The 13,854-nt window shown below is 72.0% G+C and carries 13 protein-coding genes; 1 reads left to right on the plus strand and 12 read right to left on the minus strand.

What is annotated here, in order from left to right:
* The 3 genes from VLJ82_RS04005 to VLJ82_RS04015 form a co-directional block, all read right to left on the minus strand.
* The coding region (locus VLJ82_RS04005) for a S4 domain-containing protein (protein ID WP_408662031.1) at positions 1-346 on the minus strand (346 nt) is incomplete at its 3' end.
* A complete protein-coding gene (lspA, locus tag VLJ82_RS04010; RefSeq protein ID WP_408662032.1) occupies positions 339-956 on the minus strand; it encodes a signal peptidase II in 618 nt (205 codons plus the stop codon). The genes VLJ82_RS04005 and lspA, both read right to left, overlap by 8 nt.
* Before the next feature lie 65 nt (positions 957-1,021).
* A complete protein-coding gene (locus tag VLJ82_RS04015; protein WP_408662033.1) occupies positions 1,022-2,254 on the minus strand; it encodes a TraR/DksA family transcriptional regulator in 1,233 nt (410 codons plus the stop codon).
* A 470-nt stretch (positions 2,255-2,724) separates the two neighbouring features.
* Here VLJ82_RS04015 and ileS point away from each other — a divergent pair, with 470 nt between their 5' ends.
* The gene (ileS, locus tag VLJ82_RS04020) at positions 2,725-5,853 is read left to right on the plus strand and encodes an isoleucine--tRNA ligase (protein ID WP_408662034.1); all 3,129 of its coding nucleotides are present in this window, start codon (positions 2,725-2,727) and stop codon (positions 5,851-5,853) included.
* 177 nt (positions 5,854-6,030) lie between these two features.
* Here the strand turns inward: ileS and VLJ82_RS04025 are convergent, their stop codons facing one another.
* From VLJ82_RS04025 to VLJ82_RS04065, 9 genes are all read right to left on the minus strand, one after another.
* Positions 6,031-6,780, minus strand: coding sequence for a hypothetical protein (locus VLJ82_RS04025; protein ID WP_408662035.1), 750 nt, complete (start codon positions 6,778-6,780; stop codon positions 6,031-6,033).
* 78 nt (positions 6,781-6,858) lie between these two features.
* A complete protein-coding gene (locus VLJ82_RS04030; protein ID WP_408662036.1) occupies positions 6,859-7,764 on the minus strand; it encodes a DivIVA domain-containing protein in 906 nt (301 codons plus the stop codon).
* Positions 7,765-7,978: 214 nt separating this feature from the next.
* Positions 7,979-8,272, minus strand: a complete 294-nt coding sequence (locus VLJ82_RS04035; protein WP_408662037.1) for a YggT family protein — start codon at positions 8,270-8,272, stop codon at positions 7,979-7,981.
* A gap of 40 nt (positions 8,273-8,312) precedes the next feature.
* Complete coding sequence (locus tag VLJ82_RS04040; RefSeq protein WP_408662038.1) at positions 8,313-8,807, minus strand: cell division protein SepF; 495 nt, start codon at positions 8,805-8,807, stop codon at positions 8,313-8,315.
* A gap of 42 nt (positions 8,808-8,849) precedes the next feature.
* Positions 8,850-9,593 carry a YggS family pyridoxal phosphate-dependent enzyme gene (locus tag VLJ82_RS04045; protein WP_408662039.1) on the minus strand — a complete coding sequence of 248 codons (744 nt, stop codon included), beginning with the start codon at positions 9,591-9,593 and terminating at the stop codon, positions 8,850-8,852.
* Positions 9,594-9,648: 55 nt separating this feature from the next.
* Positions 9,649-10,860, minus strand: coding sequence for a cell division protein FtsZ (ftsZ, locus tag VLJ82_RS04050; RefSeq protein ID WP_408662040.1), 1,212 nt, complete (start codon positions 10,858-10,860; stop codon positions 9,649-9,651).
* 203 nt (positions 10,861-11,063) lie between these two features.
* Positions 11,064-11,768, minus strand: a complete 705-nt coding sequence (locus VLJ82_RS04055; protein WP_408662041.1) for a cell division protein FtsQ/DivIB — start codon at positions 11,766-11,768, stop codon at positions 11,064-11,066.
* Complete coding sequence (gene murC / locus VLJ82_RS04060; RefSeq protein ID WP_408662042.1) at positions 11,765-13,213, minus strand: UDP-N-acetylmuramate--L-alanine ligase; 1,449 nt, start codon at positions 13,211-13,213, stop codon at positions 11,765-11,767. The genes VLJ82_RS04055 and murC overlap by 4 nt, the downstream gene beginning before the upstream one ends.
* A 106-nt stretch (positions 13,214-13,319) precedes the next feature.
* On the minus strand, positions 13,320-13,854 hold a 535-nt coding region (locus tag VLJ82_RS04065; protein WP_408662043.1), incomplete at its 5' end, for a UDP-N-acetylglucosamine--N-acetylmuramyl-(pentapeptide) pyrophosphoryl-undecaprenol N-acetylglucosamine transferase.

Here is a 13,854-nt window from a genome sequence, read left to right on the forward strand (position 1 = left end):
CCTGGGTGACCGTCGGACCCTCCCAGCCGATGCTGGGGTGCGCCGCGACCCCGACCGGCTTGTCGATGACCACCAGGTCGTCGTCGGAATGCAGCACCACCAGGCCGTCCACCGGCCGGGGCGGGGCGGCGGCCAGGTCCACCGGCTCCGGCATGCTGACCTCCAGCCAGGCGCCGCCGCGCACCTTCTCGGAGCGAGCCGGGCTGGCGCCGTCCAGGGTGACCGCCCCGTCGTCGATCAGGTCGGCGGCGACCGTGCGGGACAGCCCGAACAGCCGCGACAGCGCGACGTCGAGCCGCAAGCCGTCCAGGCCCTCGGGCACCGGCAGCATCCGTACCTCAGTCATGCGGCCTGTGCTCGAGGGCCGGGTCGGGCGTCTGGGCGTTGGGGTCGGCGTCGCGCCGGCGCTCGGAGCCGAACTCGACGCCGCGCAGCGATAGCAGCACGGCCAGCGCGCCGCCGGTGACGATCGCCGAATCGGCCAGGTTGAAGATCGGCCAGACATGCCCGTCGCGGGCGAACACCGAGATCCAGTCCACCACGTGACCCCGGCCCGGTGACGGTGCCCGGAACAGCCGATCCGCCAGGTTGCCGACCGCACCGCCGAGCACCAGCCCGAGCGCGACCGCCCAGCCGGACGAGGTCAGCCGCCGCGCCGCCCGCAGCATGATCGCGACGACCAGGATCGAGATGCCGGTCAACACCACGGTGGCGCCGGTGCCGACGGAGAAGGCGGCGCCGCTGTTGCGGGCCTGCACCAGGTAGACCGCGCCGCCGAGCAGCCGAATCCCTGGATCGGTCGGCTGGATGTGGGCCACCACCAGGACCTTGCTCAGCACGTCGGCGACTAGTGCGACCAGCGCGGTGCCGAAGAACAGCCACATCCGGGTCCGGGGCCGCCGACCGGTCACCGGTCCGGCGCTCGGTTCGGGGTCAGCCGGGCGAGGGTCGGTCACGCATCCCATTCTCGCGCATCGCCAGACCGGTCAGCACCACAGCGGCCGGCCGATGGTCCTGCGGGCTAGCGACGTTCGGCCCGGGCCTTGCACTCGGCGTCCAGGGTCGCCATCGGCAACGCCTTGAGCCGGGCCTTGGGGATGGGCTTGCCGCAGTCCTCGCAGATCCCGTAGGTGCCGGAGTCGATCCGTTCGATGGCGTGCTGGATCTGCTCGATCAGCAGGTGCCGGTTGGCCGCGATCGACTGCTCCTGCTCCCGCTCGAACGCCTTGCTGCCGGCATCGGCCTGGTCGTCGCCCGCTCCGTCCTGGGACTGCGCGAGCTCGTCCAGCTGGCTCATCGACCGGTCGTACTCCAGCTGCATCTCGGCCAGCTCGTCCTGCAGCCGGCCGCGGATCTCAGCCAGGTCCGCGGCGTTCAAGTCGCCGGCGTTCTGGGCGGCGGGTTCGGCTCCAGCCGGGGCCGGCGCGGTGGTGGCCTCGGCCGGCGCCTTCTTGGCGGGCGTGTTCTTGGCCGGCGCCTTGGTTACGGATGCCTTCTTGGCAGGGGCCTTCTTGGCCGGCGCGGTGGCCGCGGCCTTCTTGGCCGGTGTACTGGTGGCCGCCGGGGTGGCCTTGGCCGTCTTGGTGGCGGCCGGGGCCTTCTTGGCCGGTGCGCTCGTGGGCGCAGCCGCGGCCTTGACCGTCTTGGTAGCCGGCGTGGCCTTAGCCGAGGTGGTCTTGGCCGGCGCAGCCTTGGCCGTCTTGGCTGGTGCAGTCTTGGCCGTCTTGGTTGGGGTGGCCTTGGCCGTCTTGGTTGGGGTGGCCTTGGCGGTGCTCTTGACAGCCGCTCCAGCCTTGGCCGGGGCAGCCTTGGCCGCGCTCTTGGCCGGCGCGGTCTTAACGGTCTTGGCCGGGGCAGCCTTGGCCGCCGCGCTCCCCGTTGCTTTGCCGGTCGCCTTCACCGCCGCCTTGGCGGCAACCTTGGTACCCGCCACCTTCGCCGCCGGGGCCTTGGCGACGACCTTGGTACCCGACGCCGCCGGTGCTTTAGCGACCGGTGCCTTCTTCGCCGCCGCCTTGGTACCCGGCGCCTTCGAACCCGCCGCCTTGGTCGCGGACCCGGCTCCCGAAGCACCCGCCGCGCTCTTGGCGGCCTTGGCCGGGCTCACCCGTCCGGAGCTGCCCGTCTGCTTGGTCACCGACTGTGCCGCCGCCCTGGTCGCCCGGCCGGCTGTCGTCACCTTGTCGGCGGCCGCGGCCGACACGTCGCCGGCGCGCCGCAGCGCTGCACCGATCCGGTTTCGCACGCCGGCCATCGAGGCCCCTCTCGCCCGGTGCCGCCACCGGTGAACGACACCGGCGCTGACAAGGTCGCCAGGATACGAGTTGACCGTCCGAGACGGTAGCGGCACGCCGGGTGGCGCTGCCCACACTTCAGGGCCGACCGAGACCCTCGCGACGCACGCGCCCCCGCGTCCGTCCGGAATCCAGCTGCGCGGGCCAGTAGACTGGGCGCCAGGCGTTGACGAGGACAAGTAGCGCCGGTGGCAGGCAGCAGCGAGCCGGGGACGGTGGGAGCCCGGAGCCCAGCGCCGGAGTGGCGAAATCACCTCCGAGCTTCGGAAGAAAGTGTCAGACGGCACGAGTAGAACCGAACGCATGACAAGAGTGGGCATTCCGGCGGAATGCCAAGAGGGGTGGTACCGCGGCAGCCTCGCTGTCGTCCCTTCACCGAAGGGCCGATCCGAACCCGGGTCGGCACGGTCCGGCGAAGGAGAGTTCCGCGATGGCCTACCAGGCCCTGCCCGCCCACGTGGATCTGGCGGCGACCGACCACGAGGTGATCGCGTTCTGGCGGGAGAACCAGATCTTCTCCAAGAGCCTGGAGCAGACCGCCGGCGGGCCGTCCTACGTCTTCTACGAGGGGCCGCCGACCGCCAACGGCACGCCCGGCACCCACCACATCGAGGCCCGCGCGTTCAAGGACCTGTTCCCCCGGTTCAAGACCATGAAGGGCTACTCGGTGCCCCGAATGGCCGGCTGGGACTGCCACGGTCTGCCGGTCGAGCTCGCCGTGGAGAAGCAGCTGGGCTTCACCGGCAAGCCGGACATCGAGCGGTACGGCATCGCCGAGTTCAACGCCCAGTGCCGGGCCGAGGTGCAGCGCAACGTCGACCAGTTCACCGCGATGAGCGAGCGGATGGGCTACTGGGCCGACTACGACAACGCCTACTGGACCATGGACTCCGACTACGTCGAGTCGGTGTGGTGGGCGCTCAAGCGGATCTTCGACCAGGGCCTGCTGGTCGAGGATTACCGGGTGGCGCCGTACTGCCCGCGGTGCGGCACCGGCCTGTCCGACCACGAGGTGGCCCAGGGCTACGAGACCGTGGTCGACCCCTCCGTCTATGTCCGGCTGCCGTTGACCTCGGGCCCGCTGGCCGGGCAGGCCGACCTGCTGATCTGGACCACCACGCCCTGGACGCTGGTGTCCAACACCGCGGTGGCGGTCAACCCGGACGTCACGTACTCCGTCGTGCGCACCCCGGACGGCCAGACGCTGGTCACCTTCCTCGGCGGCGCGGCCAGCCACCAGCTGCCGCCGGGCACCGAGACCATCGGCAGCTACACCGGCCGGGAGATGGAGCGCTGGAGCTACCAGCGCCCGTTCGACTACGTCGAGATCGGCACCTCCGACAACCCGGCGCACTTCGTGGTGCTGGCCGACTACGTCACCACCGACGACGGCTCCGGTCTGGTGCACCAGGCTCCGGCCTTCGGCCCGGACGACCTGGCGACCTGCCGGGCCTACGGCATACCGGTGGTCAACCCGGTCGGCAAGGACGGACACTTCCTCGCCGAGGTGCCCGAGGTCGGCGGGGTGTTCTTCAAGGACGCCGACGACCAGCTGGTCAAGGACCTCGCCCAGCGTGGCCTGCTGGTCAAGCACCTGGCCTACGAGCACTCCTACCCGCACTGCTGGCGCTGCCACACGCCGCTGATGTACTACGCGCTGCCCTCGTTCTACATCCGCACCACCGAGCGCAAGGCCGAGCTGCTGGCCCAGAACGAGGCCACCAACTGGTACCCCGACACCATCAAGCACGGCCGCTACGGCGACTGGCTGAACAACAACATCGACTGGGCGCTGTCCCGCGACCGGTACTGGGGCACCCCGCTGCCGATCTGGCGAAACGACACCGACCCGAGCCGGCTGGTCTGCGTCGGCTCGTTGGCCGAGCTGTCCGAGCTGACCGGCACCGACCTGTCCGAACTGGACCCGCACCGGCCGTTCGTCGACGCCCCGACCTTCACGCTGCCCGGCGTGCCGGGCACCTTCTCTCGGGTGCCGCAGGTGATCGACGGCTGGTTCGACTCCGGTTCCATGCCGTTCGCCCAGTTCGGCGCGCCGTACCGCAACGCCGAGCTCGCCCGGCGCAACTACCCCGCCGACTTCATCTCCGAGGCGATCGACCAGACCCGGGGCTGGTTCTACACCCTGATGGTGGTCGGCACGCTGGTCTTCGACGAGTCCAGCTACCGCAACGTGGTGTGCCTGGGCCACATCCTGGCCGAGGACGGCCGCAAGATGAGCAAGCACCTAGGCAACATCCTGGAGCCGATCCCGCTGATGGAGCGGCACGGCGCCGACGCGGTGCGCTGGTTCATGCTGGCCAGCGGATCGCCGTGGTCGGCGCGCCGGATCGGGCACAAGAACCTGGAGGAGATCGCCTCCAAGGTGCTGCGCACGTACTGGTCGATCGCCTCGTTCCAGTCGCTGTACGCCCGGGCCAACGACTGGACGCCGGGCAGCGGGGGCGGCGAGCTGTCCGTGCTGGACCGCTGGGCCCGCGCCGAGACCGACCGGGTCGCCGCCGAGGTGGACGCCGCCCTGGAGGCCTACGACCCGGCCCGGGCCGGCCGGGCCCTGTCCGGGCTGATCGACGACCTGTCCAACTGGTACGTGCGGCGCTCCCGGCGGCGGTTCTGGGACGGCGACCCGGCCGCGCTGGAGACCCTGCACAGCTGCCTGGACGTCCTCACCCGGCTGCTGGCGCCGTTCGTGCCGTTCGTCACCGAGCGGGTCTGGCAGGCGCTGTTCGCCGAGGTCACCGGGGTGCAGTCGGTGCACCTGGCAGCCTGGCCGGACACCGGCGCCCCGACCGAGGCCACACTGTCGGCCCAGGTCGCCCTGGTGCGCCGGGTGGTGGAATTGGGCCGGGCGGCCCGGGCCGCATCCGGGGTGAAGACCCGCCAGCCGCTGGCCCGGGCGCTGATCTCGGCGGCCGGCTGGACCGCACTGCCCGAGCAGCTGCGCCGGGAGGTCGCCGACGAGCTGAACGTGGTGGAGCTCGCCGAGCTGGCCAGCGCCGCCGACCTGGTGGACGTCACGGTCAAGCCGAACTTCCGCGCGCTGGGCCGGCGGTTCGGGTCTCGGACCAAGGAGGTCGCCGCGGCGATCAGCGCCGCCGAACCGGCCGGCATCGCCGGCTCGATCCGGACCGCAGGCTCGTTCACGCTCGGCGAGTTCGGCGAGATCACCGCCGAGGAGGTGCTGATCAGCGAGGCGCCGGTGTCCGGCTGGGCGGTGGAGACCTCCGGATCGGAGACAGTGGCGCTGGACCTGGAGCTGACCGCAGGGCTGCGCCGGCTCGGCCTGCTCCGGGAGGTGATCCGGATCGTGCAAGAGGCCCGCAAGAACGCCGGCTTCGACGTCACCGACCGGATCGTGCTGCACTGGACGGTCGGCGGTTCACCGGAACCCGCCCAGGCGATCCGGGAGCACGGCGCGGAGCTGTCACGGGAGGTGCTGGCCGGTACCCTCGCCGAGGGCGCCCCGGCGCAGCCGGACGGCTTCTTCGCCGCCGGCGACACCGAGCTCGGCCTGCACCTCTGGCTGGCGCGGGTCGGCTAGACCGGGAGCCGGCTCGAGACGAGCAAGCCAGCTCGGAGACGAGCAAGCCAGCTCGGAGACGAGCAAGCCCGGCTCGGGACGAGCAAGCCGACTGGAGATGGGCTGACCGGCTCGGGACGAGCAAGCCGGCTGGAGAGTGGGTTAACCGCTCGGATGGGCCAACCGGCTCGGGATGGGCTAACCGCGATTCGCGGCGGCCACCAGCCCCGAATCGGGGTCGCACAGCGCGCAGGGGGTGAAGCCGTCCTCGACCGCCTGCCGCAGCGGCACCGGCTCGGGCTCGCGGTCGAGCAGGAAGTCGCAGTCGGCCAGGTGGTAGCGCGGCCGTCCGTCGATCACCCAGACCGACTCGTCGCCCCGGCTGCGCAGCGGCGGGTCGGTCTCGGCGATCGGCGGGTCGTCGGCCTCCGGCTCGTCCTGCTCGGCGAGGTGCGCCTCCTGGCTGTGCCTGCCAACCGGCTCGCCCCCGGCCTGCGCCGCCGGGTCGAGCCCGGCCGCCGGATCGGACGCGGCAGGCGGGGCGGGAACGGCGGGCGCCGAAACGGCGCCGCCGCCGGCGGACGGCGCACCAGCCAGGCCGGTGGGCGGCGCACCAGCCAGGTCGGCGGGCGAGCCAGCTACGCGGGTGGGTGCACCAGCCACGCCGGCAGAGGGGACAGCAGGCCTACCAGCCGGGACAGCGAACGAACCAACCGAGCCAGCGGACGGGGTGCCAGACCTGCCGACCAGGGCGACCGGTGGGTCAGCCGGCGCGGCGGCAGGCCGCCTGGATGGCGTACCGGTCGCCGGCTGCCGGTTGCGGTACCGGGAGATCAGGTAGCCGGCCAGCAGGCTGGCCACGATGGAGATGACCACCAGCGGAGTACCGCCGGTGATCAGACCCGACACCAGCAGCGCCAGGCTCGCGACGAGCAGCAGAACCACCACTACCTGCACGTCGCGGCCTCTCGCTCCGGTAACTCCGCTACGGCCTCAGCCGGCCGGAACCCTGCTGTCCGGGAACGCTCAGCCGGACTGCTTGTCCGCCCCGGCCGGCTGGCTCACCGGCTCGGCCCGGGTGCTGGTGTCGAGGTCACGCAGCTGCGACTCCAGGTAGCTCTTGAGCCGCGACCGGTACTCGTGCTCGAAGGTGCGCAGCTCCTCCAGCCGCTTCTCCAGGGCCGCCTTGCGCTGCTCGAGCTGGGTGGTGATCTGGTTGGCCCGCTGCTCGGCCTCGGAGATGGTGCTGGCGGCCTTGGCGCGGGAGTCCCGGTCGAGCTGCTCGGCGCGCGACTGGGCCTCGGCGACCGTCTTCTCGTGGAAGGCACGCGCCTCGGCCTGCACCCGCTCGTGGTGCGCCTTGGCCTCGGCAATGGTCTTTTCCGAGTGCGCCTTGGCCGCGGCGGTCTGCTCGTCGGCTGCCTGCTGCGCCAGCGCCAGCACCCGCTCGGCCTGGCTGAGCTGGCTGAGGCCGTCGCCGCCGGCAGCACCGGCCCGGGCGGCGGAGCCGGCCTGCTTGGCAGCCGCCAGTTCCTGCTGGGCCTGGGTGGCGGCCTGGCGGGCCTGGGTGACGGCCGTCTCCAGCTCGCTGATCCGGGCGGCCAACTTGCGGTTCTCCTCCTGTGCCGCCGTCAGCGCCGCCTCGTTCTGCCCGCCGGCCGCGGGCTGCCGGGCCTGGGTCAAGGCCGACTCCAGCTCGCCGACCCGGGCGGAGAGCTTGCGGTTCTCCTCGCGGGCCGCCGCCAGCGCCGAACCGTCCGGGGTAGCACCGGGGGCACGGTCGCGCAGGTCGGCGTTCTCGTCGATCAGGCGGGCGAGTTCGACTTCGATGATGTCGAGGAAGGCGTCGACCTCTTCTTCGTCGTACCCGCGCTTGCCGATCGGGGGCTTCTTGAAGACCACGTTGTGGACTTCAGCGGGCGTCAAAGGCATCGAGTCACCTCATGTGGAGTGCGGACCGCCCGCGAACGGGCCGTCCTGGCGTGCAACGGACAAACATGTAGTAGTGCGGCAACCGCGAAGTTGTGGTCACTGCCAGCACCGGCTCCGGAAAACCGGTGCACTGGAAGGATAGCCACCCCCGTCGCGGTCATACCCCGCGAGTGGCGAAAAGACCCGGGGACGCCGTCCGGACGTGCCTGTGCAGTCAGCTGGCGGCCAGCGAGGTGACGATCGCGCGCAGGATCCAGATCCCGATCAACAGGACGATCACGCTCAGATCGAAGCTCACCCCGCCCATCCGCAGCGGGGGAATCAGCCGGCGCAGCAGCTTCATCGGCGGGTCGGTCACCGTGTACACGGCCTCCAGGCCAACCGCGGTGGCCCCCGCCGGACGCCAGGACCGGGCGAAGCTGCGCGTCGTCTCGACGATCAGCCGCGCGATCACCAGTAGGTAGAACACCAGCAGTACAAGACCGATCGCGGCCCAGAACGTCGACATGGGCCCATTGTCTCACCCGCATGGTGAGTACGCCGACGCCTCAGCTCTGGTTGTAGAAGCCGCCCTCGGCGATCCGCTGCTTGTCCGCAGCGGTCACCGAGACGTTGTGCGGGCTGAGCAGGAACACCTTGGGGGTGACGCGTTCGATGCTGCCGTGCAGGCCGAAGGTCAGCCCGGCGGCGAAGTCGACCAGTCGCTTGGCGTCCGAATCGTCCATCTCGGACAGGTTCATGATGACCGGCGTACCCGCCCGGAACTGCAGGCCGATCGTCTTGGCCTCGTTGTAGGTGCGCGGGTGCAGGGTGGTGATCCGCTGCGTCGGCGGCTCGTAGGTCACCTCGTACTCCTCGTAACCCTCGGCCTCGACGGCGACCGCCTCGTAGCCGCCGCGCGCCGGCGCCACCTCGACCTCGCGCCGGTGGTACTGGGTGTCGCGCGCGAGCGCACCGTAGGACTCCGTGCCGCCGCCGTCGGCGTAGTCGTCGTCCTCGACCAGTCCGAGGTAGACGCCCATCTTCCGAAAGGCTGTAGCCATTTCGTCCTCCTGTGTAGGTACTCGCGCTGCTGCGGCCCGACGCTATCCGAATTGTGGTTCGCGGCGGCCGAGCAACGCCGTACCGATCCGCACGTGTGTTGCGCCGTGCCGGAGTGCGGCCTCCAGGTCCTCGCTCATGCCGGCCGAGACGACGGCGGCCTGCGGGTGGTCGGCGCGCAGCCGCTGGGCCACCTCGGCCAGCCGGTCGAACGCCCGGTCGGCGTCGCCGCCGAGCGGGGCGATCGCCATGATCCCGGCCAGCCGCAGCACGTCCGAGGCCGCGACCTGATCGGCCAGCCGGAGCAGGTCGTCGGCCGTTCCGCCGCCCCGGCCGGTAGGGACATCCTCGGCCGATTCATCCAGGTTCAGCTGCACCAGCACGTCGAGCGCCGACCGTTCGGCCCGCCGGGCACCGTCGGCCAGCGCATCCGCCAGGCCCGGCCGGTCCACGCTGTGCACCAGGTCGGCGTAGCGGGCCACCGAGCGCGCCTTGTTGGTCTGCAGCCGGCCGATGAAGTGCCACCGGACGGCGATGGAAGTGTGCTCGGCCAGCTCGGCGGCCTTGACCGAGGCGTCCTGGTCGCGGCTCTCGCCGACGTCGGTCACGCCGAGCTCGGCCAGCAGGGCCACGTCGGTCACCGGGAAGAACTTGGTGACCGCGATCAGGGTGATCTCGGCGCTGGACCGGCCGGCCGCCTGGCAGCCGGCCTCGATCCTGGATCGCACCGCGGCCAGGTTGGCGCGCAGCTCGGCCAGCCGGTCGGTCGGCGAAGAGGGTGCAGTCATCGTCACCGACCCATCAAAGCGTGCGGCGGCGAGGAGGGCACAGCGCGCCGGTGGCCTACTTGAGGAAGTCGGGTACGTCCAGCTCCTCGTCCAGGTCAACCGGCTTGCGGGTGGTGGTGGTGTGTGACCAGCTGGCACCGGTCGATCCGTTGCCAGCTGGCACGCTCTGGGGAGACTGGCCGTGCGCACCGGTGCTGGGCGCGAACGCCGGCACCGGGCGGGACCCGTTCATCGCCGGTGCCGGGGTGGCCGGCACGCTGACCGGCGCGGCCTCCGGCTCGCGGCGGACGGACGGGAGCTCGACCTTCTTGTACGGCAGCTGGCCGGAGTCGAAGCCGGCCGCGATCACGGTCACCTTGACCTCGTCGCCCAGGGTGTCGTCGATGACCGCGCCGAAGATGATGTTGGCGTCCGGGTGGGCGGACTCGGCCACCAGGCTGGCGGCGTCGTTGATCTCGAACAGGCCCAGGTCCGACCCGCCGTAGATAGACAGCAGCACCCCGTGGGCGCCGTCCATGCTCGCCTCCAGCAGCGGGCTGGCGATCGCCATCTCGGCGGCCGCCCGGGCCCGGCCCTCGCCGCGGGCCGCACCGATGCCCATCAGGGCCGAGCCGGCGCCGCTCATCACGCTCTTGACGTCGGCGAAGTCGAGGTTGATCAGGCCGGGGGTGGTGATCAGGTCGGTGATGCCCTGCACACCGGACAGCAGCACCTGGTCGGCGCTGCGGAAGGCATCCATCACCGAGACGCTGTGGTCGGAGATCTGCAGCAGCCGGTCGTTGGGGATCACGATCAGGGTGTCGCACTCCGAGCGCAGCTGCTCGATGCCGAGCTCGGCCTGGGTGGCGCGCTTCTTGCCCTCGAAGGAGAACGGCCGGGTCACCACACCGATGGTCAGCGCGCCCAGCTTGCGCGAGATGCTGGCGATCACCGGGGCGCCGCCGGTGCCGGTGCCACCGCCCTCGCCCGCCGTCACGAACACCATGTCGGCGCCCTTGAGGACCTCTTCGATCTCGTCGCGGTGGTCCTCGGCGGCCTTGCGGCCGACCTCGGGCTGCGCGCCGGCCCCGAGGCCCCGGGTCAGCTCACGACCGACGTCGAGCTTGACGTCCGCGTCGGACATCAGCAGGGCCTGCGCGTCGGTGTTCACTGCGATGAACTCGACACCCTTGAGGCCCTGCTCGATCATCCGGTTGACCGCGTTGACGCCGCCGCCGCCGACACCGACGACCTTGATCACCGCGAGGTAGTTGTGGGGTGAGGTCATGTGGCTCGTCCTTCGCTTTGCTTCGGTCTTCGGTGGTGGTGTGCTGGGTACCGCTGTTCGAAACCCTCACCCTCAAGTAGACCGTTAACGTTATGTCAACCTGAGCGATATCAGGAAAAGTAGTTCGCCAGGGCGCCGGCACCGTCCAGGCGCGCCGCGACACACCGAAAAACACGGGACAAGCTGAGGATCGGACTCCGCGGTCAGTTGCCGGGATCGAGCCGGCTGGTCACCGCGCTGGGGTCGCTGAGGTCGAAGTAGCGGCCGGGCCGGCCGAGCAGCACCGCCAGCAACCGGGCCTTGTCGGCACTGCGGTCGGTGCCGCCCCACAGCACCGACCGACCGTCGCGCAGCGACAGGGTGACCGACTGCTCGCTCGGCGCCGACACCGAGGCCAGCTTGGCCACGATCGCGGCGGGCAGTGCTCCGGCGACCAGCGCCGCGGCGGTGGCCGAGGCTCCGGTGGCCGGCACCAGCAGCCGCGGCAGGTGCTTGGGTACCGCCGAGACGGTGCGGAAGGCCACGTTGTCGCGGTCCACCAGCAGCACCGCTCCCCCACCGGTACCCGGGTCCACCGGGCGGTAGCCGATCGCGACCCGCTCGGTGATCCGGATCGTCACGGTGGCCGGGTACGACCTGCTCACCGTGACGGTGCGGATCGGCGCCACCGCGCGCAGCCGGTCGCGCACCGCGGCCAGGTCCAGCCGGGCCAGCGGGGTGCCCGGCCGGATGCCGGCCGCCGCCCGCACCTGGGCGGCGGTCACCGTGCGGGCGCCGACCACGTTCACCGAACGCACCCCCAGGACGCTGGAGAAGCCGATCAGCCAGGCCGCCAGTGCCAGCACCAGCAGCGCCGCGACGCCGTACCACCACCGGGCCGGACGGAGCCGGACCAGCCGGCCGGTCATGCGGAGGCCTCCGGGCCGCCCCGGGCGGCCAACTCGGCCAGCTCGGTCAGCAGGTCGGCGCACAGCAGGTGGACGTCGCCGATCCCCATGGTCAGCAGCAGGTCACCGGGCCGGGCCAGGGCGGCCACCCGGGCCGCCACCGCGTGCCAGTCCGGCTCGTAGACGACCTGTCCGGCCGGCAGCGGGATCTCCCGCGCGATCAGCTCACCGGTCACCCCCGGGATCGGCCGCTCCCGGGCCGGGAAGATGTCCATCACCACCGCGATGTCGGCCAGCGCCATCGCCTCGCCGAACTCGGCGGCGAAGGTCTGGGTGCGGCTGTAGGTGCCGGGCTGGAAGATCGCGATCAACCGCCCGGTGCCGGCCAGCACGCCACGGGCGGCGGCGAGCTGGGCGGCCACCTCCGTCGGATGGTGGGCGTAGTCGTCGTACACCCGCACGCCGGCCGCCTCGCCGTGGAACTCGAACCGGCGCTGCACGCCGCCGAAGTTCCGCCAGCCGGCGACCGCCTGCTCGGCCGGCACGCCGAGCTCCTCGGCCACCGCGAGCGCGGCCGTCGCGTTGAGCGCCATGTGCCGCCCGACCAGCGAGCCGACCCGGACGTCTGTCGGAGTTCTGCCTGGACGGTGCACGGTGAACTCCACCGCGTCGGGCAGCTCCCGGATGTCTGAGACCCGGATGTCGGCCTCCGGACCGGTGCCGTACCCGATCACCCGGACGCCCCGGCCGCGGGCGTACCCGGCGATCCGGCGGGCGCCGGCGTCGTCGGCGCAGTAGAACAGCCGGCCGCCCTCGGCGATCCGGTCGACGAACTGCTCGAATGCCCGGAACACCCCTTCCAGGTCGCCGTGGCTCTCCAGGTGGTCGGCCTCGACGTTGGTCAGCACCGCGATCTCCGGCCACAGCAGCAGGAACGATCCGTCGCTCTCGTCGGCCTCGACCAGGAACAGCTCGCCGCCGCCGGCCTGCCCGTTGGTCCCGGTGCCGGCCAGGTTCGCCCCGATGGCGAAGGACGGATCGAGGCCGGCCGCCAGCGCCGCGGTGGTGAGCAGCGAGGTGGTGGTGGTCTTGCCGTGGGTGCCGGCGATCGCCACGCACCGGTGGCCGGCGATCATGGCCGCCAGCGCGGTGGCCCGGCGCAGCACCCGCAGGCCCCGCTCCCGGCCGGCGACCAGTTCGAAGTTCTCCGGGTCGATGGCGGTGGTGTAGACCAGCGTGTCGGTGCCGTCCAGGTGCTCCAGGGCATGCCCGATCCGGATCTCGGCACCCAGCTCGCGCAGTTGCGCGACGGTGGCCGATTCCCGGCTCTCGCACCCGGTCACCGCGACGCCGCGGGCCAGCAGGATCCGGGCCAGCGCGCTCATGCCGGACCCGGCGATCCCCATCACGTGCACCCGACCGAGGTCGGCGGCCGGCGGGACCACCTCGGTGGCGGCGCTGGCCACCAGTGCGGCGCCGGGTGCCGACCAGCCGGCCGGCCGCTCAACGGTGCCGCCTCGGGCCCTAGCCGCGGGCTCAGCCGTTCCAGCCCCAGGCTCAGCGGCCCCGGGCTCAGCGGTGCCGGCCACGAGCCACCTCCAGGACGGCGCGGGCCAGCACCGCACCGGCATCCGGCGCGCCGGCCCGCCGGGCGGCAGCGGCCATCGTCGCCAGCCGGGGCGGGTCGGTGAGCACGGCGGTCACGTTCTGGGCCACCCAGGCAGCATCGCAGTTCTCGTCGGCGACCATCAGGCCACCACCGGCCGCCACGATCGGCTCGGCGTTGAGCCGCTGCTCGCCACCGCGCAGCGGCAGCGGCACGTACGCGGCCGGCAACCCCACCGCGGTCAGCTCCGCACAGGTCATCGCCCCGGACCGGCACAGCACGAAGTCGGCGGCGGCATAGCCCTCGGCCATCGGGTCCAGGTAGGGCAGCACCCGGTACGGGGGCTCGTCGGCCGCCCGGTCCGGCGCGGTCAGCGGGTTCTTGGCCCCGGCGATGTGCAGCACCTGGATGCCGGCGGCGCCCAGTTGCCGCTGGGCGCCGAGCACCGCCTCGTTCAGCCGCCGGGCGCCCTGCGAACCGCCGGTCACCAGCAGCGTCGGC

The sequence above is a fragment of the Jatrophihabitans sp. genome (assembly GCF_035474675.1).
Lineage (GTDB): Bacteria > Actinomycetota > Actinomycetes > Mycobacteriales > Jatrophihabitantaceae > Jatrophihabitans_A.

Excerpts from the sequence above, each read along its gene's own strand:
- VLJ82_RS04015 (WP_408662033.1), bottom strand. The coding sequence starts at position 2,254 with ATGGCCGGCGTGCGAAACCGGATCGGTGCAGCGCTGCGGCGCGCCGGC.
- ileS (WP_408662034.1), top strand. The coding sequence starts at position 2,725 with ATGGCCTACCAGGCCCTGCCCGCCCACGTGGATCTGGCGGCGACCGAC.
- VLJ82_RS04030 (WP_408662036.1), bottom strand. The coding sequence starts at position 7,764 with ATGCCTTTGACGCCCGCTGAAGTCCACAACGTGGTCTTCAAGAAGCCC.
- VLJ82_RS04035 (WP_408662037.1), bottom strand. The coding sequence starts at position 8,272 with ATGTCGACGTTCTGGGCCGCGATCGGTCTTGTACTGCTGGTGTTCTAC.
- VLJ82_RS04040 (WP_408662038.1), bottom strand. The coding sequence starts at position 8,807 with ATGGCTACAGCCTTTCGGAAGATGGGCGTCTACCTCGGACTGGTCGAG.
- VLJ82_RS04045 (WP_408662039.1), bottom strand. The coding sequence starts at position 9,593 with ATGACTGCACCCTCTTCGCCGACCGACCGGCTGGCCGAGCTGCGCGCC.
- ftsZ (WP_408662040.1), bottom strand. The coding sequence starts at position 10,860 with ATGACCTCACCCCACAACTACCTCGCGGTGATCAAGGTCGTCGGTGTC.
- VLJ82_RS04055 (WP_408662041.1), bottom strand. The coding sequence starts at position 11,768 with ATGACCGGCCGGCTGGTCCGGCTCCGTCCGGCCCGGTGGTGGTACGGC.